Raw genomic sequence first — 16,622 nt, forward strand, 5'->3', positions numbered from 1 at the left:
ATGCTGGCGGACGTGAGCAGACGGGTACGCCGCAGGGTGGAGGCCGCACGGAAGAGGGCGGCCGCCCGCGGTGACTCAGGCATGACCGCGATCGAGTTCGTGCTGCTCACTCCGGTGCTGTTCTTCATGATCTTCGCGACGGTGCAGTTCGCCCTGTACTTCTTCGCGGACCACGTGGCCCAGGCGGCGGCCCAGGCGGGAGCGCGCAAGGCGCGTGCCACGGCCGACGAACGCCCGGGCGCCTGGCGGGGCGAGGCGCAGAACGTGGTGGACGCGTACATCAGCCAGCTGGGCCCGCAACTGGTGCTGGGGCCGGATGTGACGATGCTCCAGCCGGACCAGAACACGGTGGGCGTGGAGATCGCGGCGCGGGTGCCGACGGTGTTCCCGGGCCTGGATCTGACGGTGCACGCGCAGTCGGCGGGCCCGGTGGAACGGTTCGTTCAGGAGGAGAACTGATGACTCTCTCTCCTCCTGCTGTCCTTTCGAGGGACGGCCGGTCCATGGACGACCGGGGCCTCTCCACGATCGAGGTCGTGATCCTCGCCCCGGTGATGATCCTGTTCATCCTCGTCCTGGTGGCCTTCGGCCAGCTCGTGGACGGCCGTGGGGCGCTCGACGGCGCGGCCCGGGACGCGGCCCGCGCGGGCTCGATCCAGAAGAACCACGCCACCGCCATGGCCGAGGCGAAGAAGGCCGCGGAGGCGAACCTGACGGACGTCTGCGCGGGTCCCGTATCGGTCGTCCAGACGAGCGAGGGCTTCGAGCCCGACACCATCTTCACGGTCGAGGTGAGCTGCGAGGTGCGAGGCCTCGCCATGATCGGCCTCGACGTCCCGACGACGCTGACGGCGAGCTTCAGCTCTCCGCTGGACCCGTTCCGGAGGTCGGCGTGAGCCACAACCGCCCGTCCCTGCCGCTCCGGCGTTCCTGGTGGGCCGCCCGTCGCGCACACCTGGACGACCGCGGCTCGGGCGCCGGCGCGGTCATCATCTTCACGCTGGTCTTCCTCTCCCTCTCCGCGTTCGTGATCGACGGCGGCCTGTCCATCTCCAAGCGGGAACGGGCGGCCGACATCGCGGAACAGGCGGCCCGTTTCGCCGCCCAGGACATCGACCGCGAGGCCCTCTACGACGATGTGGGCGGCCCCGCTCCGATCAACTTCGGGAACTGCAACGCCCGTGTGAAGGCCTTCGCCCGCGAGATGGACATGACGGGCGCGGACATCGCGGCGACCCACTGCGTGGCTGCGACCGCCGAGCAGGTGGAGGTCGACGTGCAGCTCACCTACTCCCCGGTCTTCACGGGGATGTTCTACGGCGGCGACGTGGTCGTCCACGGGCAGGCGGTGGCACAGAACGAGGTCCAGTGAGGCCCTCTCGGCCTCCCTGAGACCGATCCCCCCCCACTGGAGGTACACCCCCATGCGCACACGCACGACCACGGCGGCCGCGACCGCCCTGACCGCGGCGGTGGCGCTGCTGCTGACGGGCTGCGGTGGCTCGGACACGGCGGACAAGAAGGACGACGACAAGATCGCGGGCGCGGACACGGGCGCGGGGTCGGGCTCGGCGAACCCGTCGGCGTCGGCGTCTGCCGACGGCATCGACCGGCCGGAGATCAAGCTGCCGGCGGATGTGAAGAACGTCTTCGAGGGCGGTACGACCGGTGACCCGGCCAAGGACGCCGTGCTCGCGGACAACGAGCGGATGATCAACTCGATCGACGAGGCCATCACCGTGGACGCCGACAAGCACCCGGCGCTCAAGTTCTACAGCAAGGACGACGCCCTGCTCGCGGCCGCGACCTACGTCCAGTCCTTCTACGACGCCGGAACGTCATGGGCCGGCGAGACGCGCTACTACGACCGCGAAGTCACCCTGGACGGCAAGACGTCCGCCACGATGACGTACTGCGGTGACGAGACGAAGTCCAACAGCAAGGACCGCAAGACCAAGAAGGTCAAGCAGGCGCCGGGGTCCGCGGACGACTACGTGTCCTACAACGCGCGCATGAAGAAGAACGCGACGGGCGTCTGGCAGACCGTGAAGGTGACGTCCGAGCGAGGAGCGGAGAAGTGCCGACCGTGATGTGCATGCGTACGCGAGCGGGGGTCGCCACCGCGCTCGCCCTGCCGCTGGCTCTCCTGCCGACGATGGCACAGGCCGGAAGCAAGACGGACCAGGGCGCCAGTCTGGGTGACGCCCAGGGCGGCAAGAAGGGCCAGAACATCACCGTCCGGACCAAAGTGCAGACGACGGTCGACGGCGCTCCCGGTTCCACGAAGTCCGGCTCCCTGTCCTCCACCGACAGCAACTGGACACCCCCGGCCTGCTGGTACGAGCCCGCGTTCTCGCCGAAGGAGATCCAGTCCACGGTGAAGACGTGGCGGAACTTCGACATCTCGTTCTTCTACGGGATCGGGGACTTCATCGGAGACTCCCTGGACCAGCGGTACAAGAACGGGCACCCGTACAAGAACTACAACCTGGACAAGCAGGGCGAGGGAATGTTCTGGGCGGCCGCGGTGAACCCCAACCGCAAGGACGAGCCCGAAGCCCTGTCCTGCGACAAGCCGCCCTTCTGGGTCGACGAGGGAGACCCCCCGAAGGAGCCCCTGGCCGTCTCCCCCCAGGTCCTCGCCGAATACGCCTACGACGAACTCCCCGTCCCCGACACCGAGATCAAGATGGCCCCGACGGGCAAGTCGACCGTCAACCTGCCCACCTGGATCTGGCTCGACAAGGCCAAGTTCAAGAAGCTCTCGGTGACGGCGAGCCTCCCCGGCACGGGCCTGTCGGCGACCACCACCGCCGAACCCGTCTCCCTGCACATCGAACCGGGCACGGGCGACGCCGAGACCTACCCCGCCTCCGGCGAATGCGCGATCAACGAGGACGGCAGCATCGGCGAACCGTATGCGAAGGGCAAGGCCGGCAAGACCCCGCCCTGCGGCGTGAGCTACCTGCGCTCCACGGGTGACGGAGAGTCCTACCCGCTGAGCGCCACGGTCACCTGGAAGATCAACTGGACGAGCACGAACGGCGACGGCGGCGACCTCCCCGACGGCACATTCGGTACGACCCAGGACGTGACGGTGCAGGAGATCCAGTCGGTGAACCGCTGATCCGGAACATTCGACGGATCTGCACACCGTTCACCGCGGGGTCGTAGGCATCCCGGACAGGGGCCGCGCTCGGCGCATTTCCCCCGCCGCGCAATACATTCCCGTATCGCGAAGTGGCGGAACATGTGAAGAGAGCGCGGCACCCGGTGACCAAATGGTCACACCCATGAATTAGACCCCCGAAATCCACCGCACCCCCATAACCACTGACTGGCCGCGCCTTCTCCCGACGTGCTTTGATCGGTCACGCTCGAGCACTTCGAATTATTGAACGAAGGGAACCGCCCCCCATGGCCTTCACCCCGCAGATCGCGACCGCCCAGATGTCCGACGCCGAGCTGGACACCATCGCCGGCGGCCAGGCGGGTGCCGCCGCGGGTGCCGGCGCCGCAGCCGGTCTCTACGTCGAGACCTCGGCCGCCGGCGTCAACGCCGGTGTCGGCGGCGGCGTGGGCCTCGCCGTCTCGCCCCAGGGCGTTGCGGCGGACCTGCACCTCAACGCCGCCGTCGCTTCCTGACGAAGGCACGCGAAAGGCCCCGGATCTCCGGATCCGGGGCCTTTTCATGTCTCACGGACAGCGGGCTACTTATCCCCGCCATCCCCCTTACCACCTTTACTGCCCTTACCGCCCCGCTTGTCCTCGGTCTTCATGGCGTCGTTGGCCTTCTTGGCAAGCTCGTCATCAAGCTTCTTGAACTCGCGAACAACGGCATCGGACATACTCGCCAACGCATCGAGCTGCTGCGTGATGTCCTCGCGCCCGTCTTCCCAGTTGGACTCGAAATCCCCGAGCGCGTCATTGACGCTGCCGTCGCCGATGTCGTCCTTGTAGGACTCGAAGAGCTTCTTGGTGTGATTCAGACGGGTCTTGATGGAACGAAGCCGGCGCCCATAGCCCTCCAGCTCGGTGAGCGGGAGCGCGAGGTCGCTCTTGCCCTTGCCCATGTGGATTCCCCCAGCAGGTCAGACGACTCAGATGAAACGGAACGTGCTCGTCACAGCGTCGAAGATGTCATGGAAGGCCTCGGCCAGGTCCAGCACGGGGCTGGCCCCGGAGATGAGTACGACCTGGTCGGCGGTTCCCGGGACGGGTACGTACGTCTGGGTCAGCACCATACGCAGCGTACGGCTGTCCCCTTCGGCGACGGGCACGTCCTCGACGCCGTACGTGCGCGCGGCCGGACCCACTTCCGGAATCTCGACGGTCGTGACCTTGCGCCAGGCGTCTCCCTCACGCCGGGGTGTGATGGCACGCAGACTGTCGGCGATGGCACGAGGATCGGTGGACAGGGCGACGCCCTGCTTGTTCTTGGCGCCGAGGACGGAGAGGGTGACGGTGGCGGAGAGCGGGATGCCCTCGAAGTTCTCCGCCATGCAGCCCATGTACAGGGCACCGGAGTCGTGCGCGTCCTTGGCCATCTTCCGCAGCATGCCGGTCACATCGGCGCGGTAGGGCGCCAACTCGGGCGTTTCCCGCACCCGCTCGTCGACGAGGGCGCGGATGGTCGCCTCGCGACCTTCGGGGCGGATGTCGAACTCCCACCATGAGTCCGGGACGGAGAGGGACAGGCCGGCCGGCACCACACTCTGTGTCGTCATACGTCTTCCTCGTCCTCGAAGCTGACGGGGATGTAGCTCTCGATGTAGTCGGCGAGGAACGCGTGCGCTTCCTGCGGGATGGAGAGGGGCGCTCGGACGGCGTACTCGAGGAGCAGCTTCGGGGGGTAGTAGTCGACGTACTCGTATTCGATGCCCTCCAGCTCGCTTTCTGGAGCGTAACGATCGGCGACGCCGAGCGCGTCCAGCATCTCGTGAAGGCCGTACTCGCCGATCTCGTTCCCCAGATCGACAGGTAGCCGATACGGAATGACCTCGGCAGGGGACCGGGGGACCTGGCCTCGCCCGATATTCAAGAGGTCTTCGTGACTCAGCCGGAACCAGGGCCCTGTCCGCTTCACCACCATCCACCGGTCGGACACACCGCTCTGGAAGACAGTGCATTCCGCCCCGGAGAAGATCTGGGTCATGGCGAGGCCCATTCTCGTAAGGGGAGGCGGCGAGCCGTCGAGGCTCTCGATTTCCTCGTGTCCTGCTTGCGTCATCCGCGTGAACTCGGCATAGAAGTCGGAGCTCTTGCCCGACTCCTCCAGACAGGAGAAGTGCAGGTTGCCGTCAAGGAACGAAGGAGTCGCGGACCACGGGTCCCGAATCAGGCGATACCCGGCGACTCCGTCGCTCTGTCCAGGGATCGGAGGGGCCGGTGCTCCGCAGATCTGGCATTCGTTGATGTCCGGCATGTTCGTGCGCCCGTCGGGTCGGTTCGGATGGATGGAGGCGTTCATCGTAGGCCTGCAACAGGAATGATTCCGCCGCGATCACCGATCGGGCCCCCCGGAGGGTAGGTGCCCTGGGGCAGGTCGAGCACTCCGTTGTTGTCGAAAAAGCGCACGTTCCCGTCCCGGCTGATGACAGCTTCCATGTGTGGTGTGCGCTTGTTGTCCAGGTCCCGGCTCATGCTGTTCTTCATTCCTCGCGCCGCTTCCATCTCATCGGGTGGCCCGGGAATCCGGTCTTCGGGATGAGTGTGCACGGTGAATTTGTAACCCTCGTCCCTCAGCTCCTTGGGGATGATCGTGGTCACTTCATCACCCTGGAAGAGGCGCATCTCTCCGGCGGCGTTCTGCACCACTGCGTGCTCGACGCCATGGAACTTCTGAAGTTCGGCCATATGTGAAATGTTCACCTCGTTGGGGGTGATGTTCACGGGACCTTTCGTGAGGTCCCTGGCCAGTTGGCGAGACTTGGGAGAGAGGGCGCGGTAGGGGATCGTCCCGCCAAACAAACGACTGGAGCCCTTGAAGGGGCGGTAGATTGAGCGAAGGCCTTCTCCTGAACGGAGTTGCTGAACCTTCTTGAGGAGCCCGCCACCGATCCCTTTCATAGCGCCGGTGCCAAGTGCCTTGAGGCCTCCGGCCTTCCACAGTTTCCCGAGCTTCGCGAGACTGGTGAAGCCCTTTGTGGCCGGTATGCAATCCAGAGCCGCCCATAGCAGGTCACCCCACCCGGCTTGCCCCTTGATGACTTTTCTCAGTGTGTCGGCGAGCACCACGAGGGCAGCCGCGAAGACGAGCCAGCCGAGCGGGCCGCCGATGATCATCACGATGATGCCGACGACGGTCACGACCCACTTGCAGATGGTGACGATCTCGTCCCAGTGGTCGGTGACCCAGTCGCCGATCTCCTCCCACCAATGGCGGTTGGGGATCCCTGCGTCGGAGGCCTCCTGCAGTTTCGTGACCGTGCGCCGGGCCGCGTCCTCCCGCATCCGCTGCGCCTGACCGGCGAGCTTCTTGGCCGCGTCGAGGGCACTTTGGGCGGTCTGGACGTTCTGCTCGGCCGCCGTCTGGCGGGCCTTGGCGTGCTGCGCGTTGCGGGTGGCGCGGCGGACCTCGTCCTCGTCCGGCTTGGGGACGTCCTTGCCGCCGTTCTTCGACGGATCGTAGGAGTCGGCCTTCTCGGTCGCCGTCCGTACCCAGTCGTCGGCGCCGGACAGTGCCGTCTGGGCGGTGGTGAGTTCGGCGCGCGCCTTCCGCCCGTCGCGAAGCGCCTTGTCGGCCTTGTCCTGAGCGGTCTCGAGGTCGGGCCAGAAGGAGGCGAGGGCGTCGCCGGCCAGGTCGTACGACTTCTTCAGCTTCCGCAGCTTCTTGGGTGCGTCCGCGAACTCCTCCGCGAACACGTCCGCCGTCTTCCCCGCCCAGGAGAGGATCTCGTCCTCCTTGGCGATGCCCTTCAGATCGCGCAGAGCGTCGGCGACATCGTCAGCGAACTCGTGCAGGGTTCCGGCGAGTTTCCGGATGCGTTGGGGGTCGCCTGGCGTCGGGTCCTGGTCCAGGTCGAGTATGTGCCAGTCGGTCGGCCTGTGTGACACGTGTGTTCCCCCATAACACCTGCAACGTCTGCATCAGAACGCGTGTCGAACCTATCGCACGTCAAGTCGGTGTCTGCGAGGGATTTCGATGTCACCCTTGGAGTTCCCCGACGGGCGCGCGAGAGGCAGGAGGCAGGCGGGGTGGACATCATCCTGGACCCGCCGAACGGCGTTCCGCCGGTGAGTATGGGGATGCCCTTCGAGGCAGCCGTGTCCGTCTGACCGACACCTTCCATGGTCGGAGGAGAGGGCTGCTCGAGCTCGTCCGAGGTATCGGCGGTTTCTCTTCGTCCACGATGGCCGTCGCCGACGAACTGGGCTATCTGCGCGAGCATGAGGTGACGGCACCTTCCTTGCTGCTGTGGTCGAGTGCGGTCGAGGGGATTCCGTCCCGGCTCGACGAGCTCGAACGACCGGAAGTCGTGCGCCGTATGTGCCACATGGCCGCCGACCTGCAGCTGACGTACTTCGGATGTGGCGAGTCGCTCATCTCCCGGGCCTTCTCCGCCCCGAGGCGGGCACGCCCGAGTACGGGAAGGCGGGTTTCCGGGCCTACGATCGCGCGCTCGAAGCCGTGGTCGCCCAAGCCGGATGCTGTGCTCCGGCTCAGGCTCCCGTCAGCGGTTGATCGACTGGATTTCCTGGACGTTCATGTCCTGAGTCGTCTCGAAGGTGCCGTCGGGCAGGTCGCCGCCGGTGCCGTCGGAGCCCTCCCAGCTGATCTGCCAGGTGACGCTGGCGGAGAGTTGGTACGGCGTGCCGTTCGTGGCGCGGAGGTAGCGGAGGCCGCAGGGTGGGGTCTTGTCGGCGTTGCCCTTGGTGTACGGGGTGCCGATGGAACCGTCTTCGTTGATCTGGCAGTCGCCGGAGGCGGGGAAGACCTCGGCGTCCTCGGTGCCAGGCTCCAGGTGGAGGGCGACCGGCTTGGCGGTCGTCTCGGCCCACAGGCCGGTGCCGGGGAGTTCGGCGCGCACCTTGACGTCCTGGAAGGTGCCCTTGTCCAGCCACACCCAGGTCGGCAGGTTCACCGTCGACTTGGCCGTCGGCTTCAACTCCACCTTGGTCTCGGGGACCTTGACCTTGTCGTAGGCGTAGTCGGCGAGGGTTTCAGGCGTGGGGGCGTTCGGCACGTCGGGGATCTCGCCGGCGTCCTGCCAGAACATGAGGCGACTGCACAGCGAGGTGTCATCGACCTTGGTCACGTCCGGAGACACTCCGCGCCAGAAGTAGCCGTCCTTGCCGAGGTTGTAGTTCTTGTACCCCTTCACGGTGGCCGGCTTCGTGAAGATGGTGGTGGCGTCCTTCTCGTCCCTGAAGTGGTCGGTCCAGAGCTCCGAGCCGTACCAGCCGTCGCGCAGACCGGCGTCGCCGCTGCCGTCGTTCTCCGAGAAGTTCTTCAGCTGCTCGGGGGTGAAGACGGGCTCGTACCAGCAGGGCGGCGGCTCCCAGTTCACGTCCGTCGACGCGACAGTGCCCTGCTTGCCGCCGGTGGGGCCGCTGGTCTGCGTGACCTTGATCCGGGACTGCGAGGCAGAAGCGGAGATCTCGTTGTCCTTGGCTCCGCCGCCGTAATTGCCTTCGCCGCCGAGAGCGACTGCAGGCACGGGTGCGAGGAGAGCGACGGTGAGCGAGAAGACTGTAAGGGGCCGGGAGCCGTGTGAGGACCTCACTGCGCGCAGCCACCCCTCTCTGAGTGGGCGGACACTGCCTGCCACACACTCTGGGCGTTCTTGCCCATGGAGATCACGTAGAGGACCTCGGGGTCCGTGCCCGCCGGGTTCCCCTTGACCTCGCCGGTCTTGCGGTTCCTCGTGGAGGCCTTGCTCTCGTCGGTGCAGTAGGAGAGGGACGCCGCTGCCTTGTCCTTGGCGAGGGTGACCTTGGGGTCGAACACGGGCAACTTGCCGATGACGGTGAGGTTCTTGTCCGTGTAGGTCCTGATCCACTGCTGGCTCTGCAAGAAGCCGTTTTTCGTGTCGTAGAAGGCCCGGTTCCTGCTGTCGGGATCGTTCTCGATGATCGCCTCGTACCCCGCCCGGAGCTGTTCCTTGCCGTCGTTGAGTACCGCCTGCTCCACAGGGTCGTTGCTCGTCCAGTTCTCGAAAGTCAGCTCGAAGCTGCTGGGGAGCTTGATCACCGGGCGCTTGACGCCGGGCGCCGCGGACGACGCCGAGGCCGACGGGCTGCTCGACTCGCTGTCCGCCCCCTTGATGTCGTCCGACGACGAATCGTCACCCCCGCCACAGGCGGTCAGAAGCAGCGCCGCCGCCGTGGCGAACGCTGCGGCAGCGGTGGTCAGTGCGCGGCGGGCCACAGTTGATCTCCCCCGTAGTTTCGGTGTACGCGACAGAGAACGAAGCTACCAGGGGAGGGGATTTGGCCATTGAGAGGCAGGGGTGGATTGTGTGGGGAAGGTGAGGAGTGTGGCGTGGCAGTTGCGAACGACGTGGGGTCCGGTAGTCAGCGGTTGATCGACTGGATCTCCTGGACGTTCATGCCCTGGGTCGTCTCGAACGTGCCGTCCGGGAGGTCGCCGTTCGCGCCGCCCGAGCCCTCCCAGCTGATCTGCCAGGTGACGCTGGCGGAGAGTTGGTACGGCGTGCCGTTCGTGGCGCGGAGGTAGCGGACGCCGCAGGGTGGGGTCTTGTCGGCGTTGCCCTTGGTGTACGGGGTGCCGATGCTGCCGTCGTCGTTGATCTGGCAGTCGCCGGAGGCGGGGAAGGTTTCGGCGTCGTCCGTGCCCGGTTCCAGGTGGAGGGCGACCGGCTTGGCGGTCGTCTCGGCCCACAGGCCCGTGTTCGGGAGTTCGGCGCGGACCTTGACGTCCTGGAACGTGCCCTTGTCCAGCCACACCCAAGTGGGCAGATTGACCGTGGACTTGGTCTTCGGCTTGAGCTCGACCTTCGTGTCCGGGACCTTGACCTTGTCGTAGGCGTAGTCGGCGAGTGTCTCGGCTGTGGGGGCGTTCGGCACGTCGGGGATCTCGCCGGCGTCCTGCCAGAACATGACGCGCTCGCAGCCGTACGAATCCTGGTCCTCAAGATCGCGGGCCACCCCGCGCCAGAAATAGCCGTCCTTGCCGAGGTTGTAGTTGTCGTAACCCTTGCGGGTGATGAGGGACCCGTCCTCGTAGTTGTAGGCGTCCTTGCCGTCCCGGTAGTGGTCCTGCCACAGGCTCTGGCCGCCCCAGGACGCGTGGGGGCTGACATACCCGAGAGCGACGCCCGTCTCCGAGAACTTCTTGAGCTGCTCCGGCGTGTAGACGGGCTCGTACCAGCAGGGCGGGGGCTCCCACGTCGCGTCCGTCGACGAGATGGTGCCGCTGTTGCCACCGGTGGGGCCGCTCTCCTGCGTGACCTTGATCCGGGAGGACGTGACGGAAGCGGAGACTTCCTGGTCGTTCGCGTTGCCCGAGGGAGGGGGAGTTGAGGGGGTGGTGGTGTCTTCCGTGGGCGCGTCGGCATGGGCGACACCGCCGGTCCACAGCATCGCGGCGGCGCCCACGGCGGCACCCCATCCCACTGTCCGCCGTGAAAATGTCGTCATCGGCACTGCTTCGCCTTGCCGATGACCTCGACGTTGCCGGTCTTCCAGACCTTCGAGGAGCCGGACGGGGGGATCATGAGCAGCTTCCACGACTGGTAGCTGTCCAGGCTTTCCTCGGTGTAGAGGACCTTCTTGGACTTGATCTCCCTGCCGTAAAACTTGGCCTGGTTCCTGCAGAACGAGACGAGGAGACTCTTGCTGTCGTTCAGGGGGGTGATGTCTTCGTCGTAGTACTTGTCCGTCCCGGTGACGGTCCAGCCGCCCTTGACCCAGGACGCGATCTGCGACTTGGCGTATTGCGAGGCCTGTGCGCCCGAGTAGAACCGATACGCCGGATCGTCCACATCCTGCTCGGCGATGCCGTGCTTCAGCGCGCGGATGTAGTTCTCGGCGTCGGCAAGCGCTTCCGCGTGCTTCGTGTCGGACGGCTGATCGAAGTCGAAGACCAGCTTCAGGTCCTTCGGCACGCTGACGTCCGGACGGTCGGCCTCGGCAGGGCCGGACGCGGACGCCGACGGGCTCCTTGAAGCCCCGTCCGCCGCCCCCTTGATGTCCCCCGACGGCTTGTCATCGCCGCCCCCGCCGCATGCGGTGAGCAGAAGTGCTGCCGTCGTGGCGAACACGGCAGCTGTGGTGGTCAGAGCGCGGCGGGCCACGGATTCTCCCCCGAGGTTGGCGTGTGCGACAGGGAACGAAGCTATCAGGGGCTGTGCGTGGCCCCTTGAGTGACCGAGGGGGAATGTGTGGAGTGCGTGAGGGGTGTGCGTGGCAGTTGCGAAGGGGGTGATCCGGGTGGCCCGGCCGCCCGCGCCGGCCCGAGCGGCTACGGGGGCAAACCGGACGTCAACGCGCTTCCTCCCCTCCACCCTTCGACGACCTCAATAAGAGTCCATAAGATCTCTGTAGGCTCAGCACACCCCTTACTTCACGCTCGGCCTCACCGCACTCCACACACGACCCCAGGACACCCGCCATGCCGCGACGCCGCACCTCAAGCTCGTCAAGCTCGACGGGAAGTACGACGGGAGCGACGGGCCCTGCGACCGGCCCGACCACGGCCCCGAGGAATCGGACGCCGCAGCCGGTGAGGATCCGGCGGCGGTCGTTCGGGGACTTCGTCAAGGCGTTCTTCGCCTTTGTCGCGCTGGCCGTTCTGCTCGTCGGCGTGCCGGGCGCGCTGGCCACGCAGATCGGGTGGCCGTTGCCGAACGGGGTGCCGAGCTTCGACTGGCTTCAGCAAGAGATCACCGTTCAGACGTTCCTGAACATCCTCACCGTCGTGGTGTGGCTGGCGTGGGCGCAGTTCACCGCCTGTGTGCTCGTCGAGATGAAGGCCGCGCTGTCCGGTGTCGGCGTGCCGGGACGCGTACCGGGCGCCGGGCCCAGTCAGTTGCTCGCGCGGCAGCTGGTCGCCGCGCTGCTGCTCGTCGGCGCCACGGCCGCCAGCTTCGCGCCCGGTCTGTCGCAGCTCGGGCAGACCTACGACGCCAACCAGAAGCCCACCGTCGCCTCGGCCCAGCAGACCCCGGGCGGTCTCTTCGCCCAGCAGCAGGAGCAGGCCGCCGACACCGCGTCCGCCCTCGCCGAGCAGGCCTCGCACGCCGCCTCGCACGCCGAGGCCGGCGGCAGCACCGCCAAGCAGGGCGACACGAAGTACTACCGGATCCAGCCGCCCGAGGGGCGTCACCACGACTCCCTGTGGGAGATAGCTGACCGGCACCTCGGTGACGGGCGTCGCTACAAGGAGATCTTCGAGCTCAACAAGGACCGCGTCCAGCCGGACGGGTCCAAGCTCTCCGAGGCCAGCCTCATCCGGCCCGGCTGGATCATGGAGATGCCGGGCGACGCGCGCGGTGGCGACCTCGTCGAGATGCCCGACGAGGCTCCCAACGTGTCGCCCGATGTGCAGCAGCAGATCAGCGACTACGCCCAGTCCGGCGATCACGCCCAGGGCGGAGGGGGTGCCGGGGCGCAGGGCGGCGGCCACGAGCACGCGGGCGGTGCCGGCGGCGGCGCCTCCCAGGTGTCCCTTCCCGAGCAGCGGCCCGCCGGCGACGCCGGTCACCAGCAGGCCACGAGCGTCGGTGCCGAGTCCGACAGTTCCTTCGGCCTTCCTGAAGCCCTTCTCACCGCTCCCCTTCTCGCCGCCGGTCTCCTCGGCGCCCTGGGGCGGCGGCGCCGGCAGGCGCTGTGGCAGTCGGCGTTCGGCGCCGTCGGCGGGCGGCGCGGTATGGAGCCGCCCACGCCGAGCGGGGACGCCCAGGACGTCCAGGACGCACTGCTCGTCGGCGCCGACCCCGAGGGCGTACGACTGCTCGACCGGAGCCTGAGGGGGCTCGCCGCCTCCCTCGCCGAGGAGTCGCGGGCGCTGCCGGTCGTGTACGCGGCCTGGCTGAGCAATGGCGACCTGCACCTTCAGCTCGCCCAGCCCGCCGGGAAGCCGCCCGCCCCCTGGCAGCAGGGGCAGGACCAGACCTTCTGGATGCTGGCCAGGACCGACGCCGAGCGCTACGAGGACGTCGACACGGCCGCTCCGTACCCGGGGCTCGTCAGCCTCGGCACCATGGACGACTCGCGGCTGCTGCTCAACCTGGAGGCGGTGCCCGGCATCGTCTCGCTGAGCGGCCGGGAGGCCGACCGGGCCGCCGTCTTCGCGTCCGTCGCCGCCGAGTTGGCGACCAACGGATGGTCCGACCGCATGACCATCACGCTCGTCGGCTTCGGGGAGGACCTGACGCCGCTCGCCCCGAACCGGATCCGGCACCTCGAGGACATCGAGGCGCTCGTCGAGACGATGGAGGCCGAGACGCGGCAGCGGCGGGGCGCCCTGGGCACGGCCGGGCACGACTCCGTGCTCACCGGCCGCACCGGGCCCGCCCAGCACACCCGCTGGGCCCCGCACCTCGTCCTGCTCGCCGCCCAGCCGTCCGCAGAGGACGCCGTCAAGCTCGCCGAACTCGCCGCCGACGCCGGACGGCTGGGCATCGGCTACCTCGTCGGCACCGAGACCGGCGATCTGCCGGGCGCCGCCTGGGAGATGGAGATCACCGGCCAGGGCAAGCTGCTCGCGCCCCTGCTCGGGCTGGAACTCGACGCCCAGCTGCTGCCCGCCGCCCAACAGCGCGCCGTGGTCGAGCTGTTCACCGACGCCGACCCCGAGCGTGAGTCGAACGGGCCCGCGACCACCCCGCCGTTCCTCGTCGACATCAGCGAGCACGGGCGGCCGGCCGTCTACGCCCGGCTCGTCGGGCCGTACGAGATCATCGGCCTGGACACCCCGGACGGGGAGCGCAGCGCGCTGCTGCACGAGGCGCTCGCCCTGCTGCTCCTGCACCGCGAGGGCGTGCACCCGCGGGTGCTGGCCTCGGCGCTGTGGCCGCGCGGCGTCACCGACGACGTACGGGACGCGCTCCTGGACCGGCTGCGGGTGTGGCTCGGCGCCGACCCGGACGGCACGCCCCGTCTCGGCCGGGACGGGACGGGGCGGCTCACGCTCGCCAAGTCCGTCGTCTCCGACCTGGACGTGCTGCGCTCGCTCTACCACGAGGCCACGCAGGGCAAGGGCGTCGACAGCCGGGCCGTGCGCGGGCGGCTGCTCACCGACGCGCTCGTGCTGGTGCGCGGGCCGCTGCTCGCCGACCGGCCCGAGGGTCGCTACCGGTGGCTCACCCACGAGATCATCGACGCCCAGCTGCCGCTGCTGGTCGCGGACACCGGGCTCGCGCTGTGCGAGTTCCACATGGAGAGGGACCGCGCGGAGAAGGCCATCGAGGCCCTGAACGCGGCGCTGCGCACCGCCCCGGCCGACGAGCGCCTGTGGCACGAGCTGCTGCGCGCCACCCACGCCACGGGCGACACGTCCCAGCTCACCGCGCTCGCCACCGATCTCATCGGGCGCAGCGGGGCCCGGGGCCTGCCGCCGCGCACCGAGGCACTGCTCGACGAGCTGCTGCCGACGTGGCGCGACGCGATCGCCGCGGTGGGATGAACACCGGGCTGCTGATCATCGCCGCCGCGCTCTGGGGCGCGGCGGCGGGGTCGTTCCTGCCGCGCGCGGCTTATCGCTTCTCGGCCCCCGCGGGCGAGCCGTGGCACGACAGCTGCCCCGGCGGGCATGCCCTCAAGGGCTGGCTGGGACGCGCCTCGTGCCCGGAGTGCGAGGGCGCGGCGGCGGAGGGGGCCGAGGGGGCCGAAGCGGCCGGACACGGGCCGCGTACGACCCCCCTGGTGATCGCCACCGCTCTCGTCTGCGCCGCCCTCGCCGCCGCCACCGGCACCCGCCCCGAGCTCGGCGTCTGGCTGCTGCTGGCCCCCGTCGGGGTCCTGCTGACGGCCGTCGACTTCCGGGTGCGGCGGCTGCCCGACCCGCTCACGCTCCCGTTCGCCGGGGCCGCGCTCGCCCTGCTCGGCCTGACCGCGCTGGTGCCCGAGCACGCGGGGGAGTGGACGACCGCCCTGCTCGGCTCGCTCGCGCTGGGCGGCGGCTACTTCGTGCTGTTCCTCATCAACCCCGCCGGGATGGGCTTCGGCGACGTCAAGCTCGCCCTGGGCACGGGGGCGGTCCTCGGCTGGTACGGGTGGCCGACCGTGATGCTCGGCACCTTCGCCGGGTTCCTGCTGGGCGCACTGTACGGCGGCGCCCTGGTCGTCGCACGGCGGGCCTCGCGCAAGACCGCGATCGCGTTCGGGCCGTTCCTGATCACGGGCGCCCTGCTGGGACTGCTCGTGGGCGCCTACACGGCCTGACGTCCTGTCCTCACGACCCCTGGCGTACGCTGGGCTGGTCCGTCCACAACCCTTACGAAAGGGACGCCCGGTGACCGAGAAGGCCGACCTTCAGCCCATCCTCGACCGCGCAGCCGCCGGTGGGCGGATCACCCCGGACGAGGCGCTCGTGCTGTACCGGGACGCCCCGCTGCACGCGCTGGGCGCCGCCGCCGACGCCGTACGCCGCCGCCGGTACGCGGGGACCGAGCACATCGCGACGTACATCATCGAGCGCAACATCAACTACACGAACGTCTGCGTGACGGCGTGCAAGTTCTGCGCCTTCTACGCCGCCCCCAAGGACACCGCCAAGGGCTGGACGCGCGACCTGGACGACATCCTGCGCCGGTGCGCCGAGACGGTCGAGCTGGGCGGCACCCAGATCATGTTCCAGGGCGGCCACCACCCGGACTACGGCGTCGAGTACTACGAGAAGCACTTCTCCGCCATCAAGCAGGCCTTCCCGCAGCTGGTCATCCACAGCCTGGGGGCCTCCGAGGTCGAGCACATGGCCCGGATCTCCAAGGTGAGCGTCGAGGAGGCGATCCAGCGCATCCACGCCGCCGGGCTCGACTCCTTCGCCGGTGCCGGTGCCGAGCTGCTGCCCGAGCGGCCCCGCAAGGCCATCGCCCCGCTCAAGGAGTCCGGCGAGCGCTGGCTGGAGATCATGGAGATCGCGCACGGGCTGGGCGTGGAGTCGACGTCCACCATGCTGATGGGCACCGGCGAGACCAACGCCGAGCGCATCGAGCACCTGCGGATGATCCGGGACGTACAGGACCGCACGGGCGGCTTCCGCGCCTTCATCCCGTACACCTACCAGCCCGAGAACAACCACCTGAAGGGCCGTACGCAGGCCACGCTCTTCGAGTACCTGCGGATGATCGCCATCGCGCGGCTCTTCATGGACAACATCGCCCACATCCAGGGCTCCTGGCTGACGACGGGCAAGGAGGTCGGCCAGCTCTCCCTGCACTACGGCGCCGACGACCTCGGCTCGATCATGCTGGAGGAGAACGTGGTGTCGTCGGCCGGGGCGAAGCACCGCTCCAACCGGATGGAGATCATCGACCTGATCCGCAAGGCCGGGCGGGTGCCGGCCCAGCGGGCGACCACGTACGAGCACCTCGTCGTGCACGACGATCCGGCGAACGACCCCGCCGACGACCGTGTGGTCTCGCACTTCTCGTCCACGGCCATCGAGGGCGGCACGGCTCACCCCGAGCTCAAGCTGCTCGCCCCCAACTAGTCGG

Annotated in this window: 17 protein-coding genes; 9 read left to right on the forward strand and 8 right to left on the reverse strand. The window is 68.4% G+C overall.

Features of this window, described 5'->3' with window-relative positions; genetic code table 11:
- The 6 genes from OHU35_RS25150 to OHU35_RS25175 all read left to right on the forward strand — a co-directional run bounded on the left by OHU35_RS25150 (position 1) and on the right by OHU35_RS25175 (position 3,645).
- On the forward strand, positions 1–459 hold the full coding sequence (locus OHU35_RS25150) for a TadE family protein (RefSeq protein ID WP_405506967.1): 459 nt from the start codon (positions 1–3) through the stop codon (positions 457–459).
- On the forward strand, positions 459–896 hold the full coding sequence (locus OHU35_RS25155) for a TadE/TadG family type IV pilus assembly protein (RefSeq protein ID WP_405506969.1): 438 nt from the start codon (positions 459–461) through the stop codon (positions 894–896). Before OHU35_RS25150 ends, OHU35_RS25155 begins: the two co-directional genes overlap by 1 nt.
- Positions 893–1,372, forward strand: a complete 480-nt coding sequence (locus tag OHU35_RS25160; RefSeq protein WP_405506970.1) for a pilus assembly protein TadG-related protein — start codon at positions 893–895, stop codon at positions 1,370–1,372. Before OHU35_RS25155 ends, OHU35_RS25160 begins: the two co-directional genes overlap by 4 nt.
- A 52-nt stretch (positions 1,373–1,424) precedes the next feature.
- Positions 1,425–2,090: a hypothetical protein gene (locus OHU35_RS25165; RefSeq protein ID WP_359887472.1), complete on the forward strand. Its 666-nt coding sequence runs from the start codon at positions 1,425–1,427 to the stop codon at positions 2,088–2,090.
- 5 nt (positions 2,091–2,095) lie between these two features.
- Positions 2,096–3,127, forward strand: coding sequence for a hypothetical protein (locus OHU35_RS25170; protein ID WP_405506972.1), 1,032 nt, complete (start codon positions 2,096–2,098; stop codon positions 3,125–3,127).
- A gap of 290 nt (positions 3,128–3,417) precedes the next feature.
- Positions 3,418–3,645 carry a hypothetical protein gene (locus OHU35_RS25175; protein ID WP_405506973.1) on the forward strand — a complete coding sequence of 76 codons (228 nt, stop codon included), beginning with the start codon at positions 3,418–3,420 and terminating at the stop codon, positions 3,643–3,645.
- 65 nt (positions 3,646–3,710) lie between these two features.
- Here OHU35_RS25175 and OHU35_RS25180 read toward each other — a convergent pair whose 3' ends face one another.
- The 8 genes from OHU35_RS25180 to OHU35_RS25215 form a co-directional block, all read right to left on the reverse strand.
- The gene (locus tag OHU35_RS25180) at positions 3,711–4,073 is read right to left on the reverse strand and encodes a hypothetical protein (RefSeq protein ID WP_405506974.1); all 363 of its coding nucleotides are present in this window, start codon (positions 4,071–4,073) and stop codon (positions 3,711–3,713) included.
- A 27-nt stretch (positions 4,074–4,100) separates the two neighbouring features.
- The gene (locus tag OHU35_RS25185) at positions 4,101–4,727 is read right to left on the reverse strand and encodes a hypothetical protein (RefSeq protein WP_405506976.1); all 627 of its coding nucleotides are present in this window, start codon (positions 4,725–4,727) and stop codon (positions 4,101–4,103) included.
- A complete protein-coding gene (locus tag OHU35_RS25190) occupies positions 4,724–5,470 on the reverse strand; it encodes a hypothetical protein (protein WP_405506977.1) in 747 nt (248 codons plus the stop codon). The genes OHU35_RS25185 and OHU35_RS25190 overlap by 4 nt, the downstream gene beginning before the upstream one ends.
- Entirely contained in the window at positions 5,467–7,056 is a 1,590-nt protein-coding gene (locus OHU35_RS25195) for a putative T7SS-secreted protein (RefSeq protein WP_405506979.1), read from the reverse strand. The genes OHU35_RS25190 and OHU35_RS25195 overlap by 4 nt, the downstream gene beginning before the upstream one ends.
- 617 nt (positions 7,057–7,673) lie before the next feature.
- The gene (locus OHU35_RS25200; RefSeq protein ID WP_405509321.1) at positions 7,674–8,735 is read right to left on the reverse strand and encodes a hypothetical protein; all 1,062 of its coding nucleotides are present in this window, start codon (positions 8,733–8,735) and stop codon (positions 7,674–7,676) included.
- Positions 8,723–9,370, reverse strand: a complete 648-nt coding sequence (locus tag OHU35_RS25205; protein WP_405506981.1) for a hypothetical protein — start codon at positions 9,368–9,370, stop codon at positions 8,723–8,725. The genes OHU35_RS25200 and OHU35_RS25205 overlap by 13 nt, the downstream gene beginning before the upstream one ends.
- 146 nt (positions 9,371–9,516) lie before the next feature.
- Positions 9,517–10,602, reverse strand: a complete 1,086-nt coding sequence (locus OHU35_RS25210) for a hypothetical protein (protein ID WP_405506983.1) — start codon at positions 10,600–10,602, stop codon at positions 9,517–9,519.
- On the reverse strand, positions 10,599–11,258 hold the full coding sequence (locus OHU35_RS25215) for a hypothetical protein (RefSeq protein WP_405506984.1): 660 nt from the start codon (positions 11,256–11,258) through the stop codon (positions 10,599–10,601). Before OHU35_RS25215 ends, OHU35_RS25210 begins: the two co-directional genes overlap by 4 nt.
- Before the next feature lie 428 nt (positions 11,259–11,686).
- Here OHU35_RS25215 and OHU35_RS25220 point away from each other — a divergent pair, with 428 nt between their 5' ends.
- The 3 genes from OHU35_RS25220 (at position 11,687) to mqnC (ending at position 16,618) form a co-directional block, all read left to right on the forward strand.
- Complete coding sequence (locus OHU35_RS25220) at positions 11,687–14,590, forward strand: BTAD domain-containing putative transcriptional regulator (RefSeq protein WP_405506986.1); 2,904 nt, start codon at positions 11,687–11,689, stop codon at positions 14,588–14,590.
- Positions 14,587–15,348, forward strand: coding sequence for an A24 family peptidase (locus OHU35_RS25225; RefSeq protein ID WP_189728547.1), 762 nt, complete (start codon positions 14,587–14,589; stop codon positions 15,346–15,348). Before OHU35_RS25220 ends, OHU35_RS25225 begins: the two co-directional genes overlap by 4 nt.
- Before the next feature lie 70 nt (positions 15,349–15,418).
- Entirely contained in the window at positions 15,419–16,618 is a 1,200-nt protein-coding gene (mqnC, locus tag OHU35_RS25230; protein WP_184591593.1) for a cyclic dehypoxanthinyl futalosine synthase, read from the forward strand.
- The last annotated feature ends 4 nt before the right edge of the window (positions 16,619–16,622 follow it).

Origin of the sequence: Streptomyces purpurascens, assembly GCF_045040895.1 — a bacterium.
Classification (GTDB): Bacteria; Actinomycetota; Actinomycetes; order Streptomycetales; family Streptomycetaceae; genus Streptomyces; species Streptomyces purpurascens.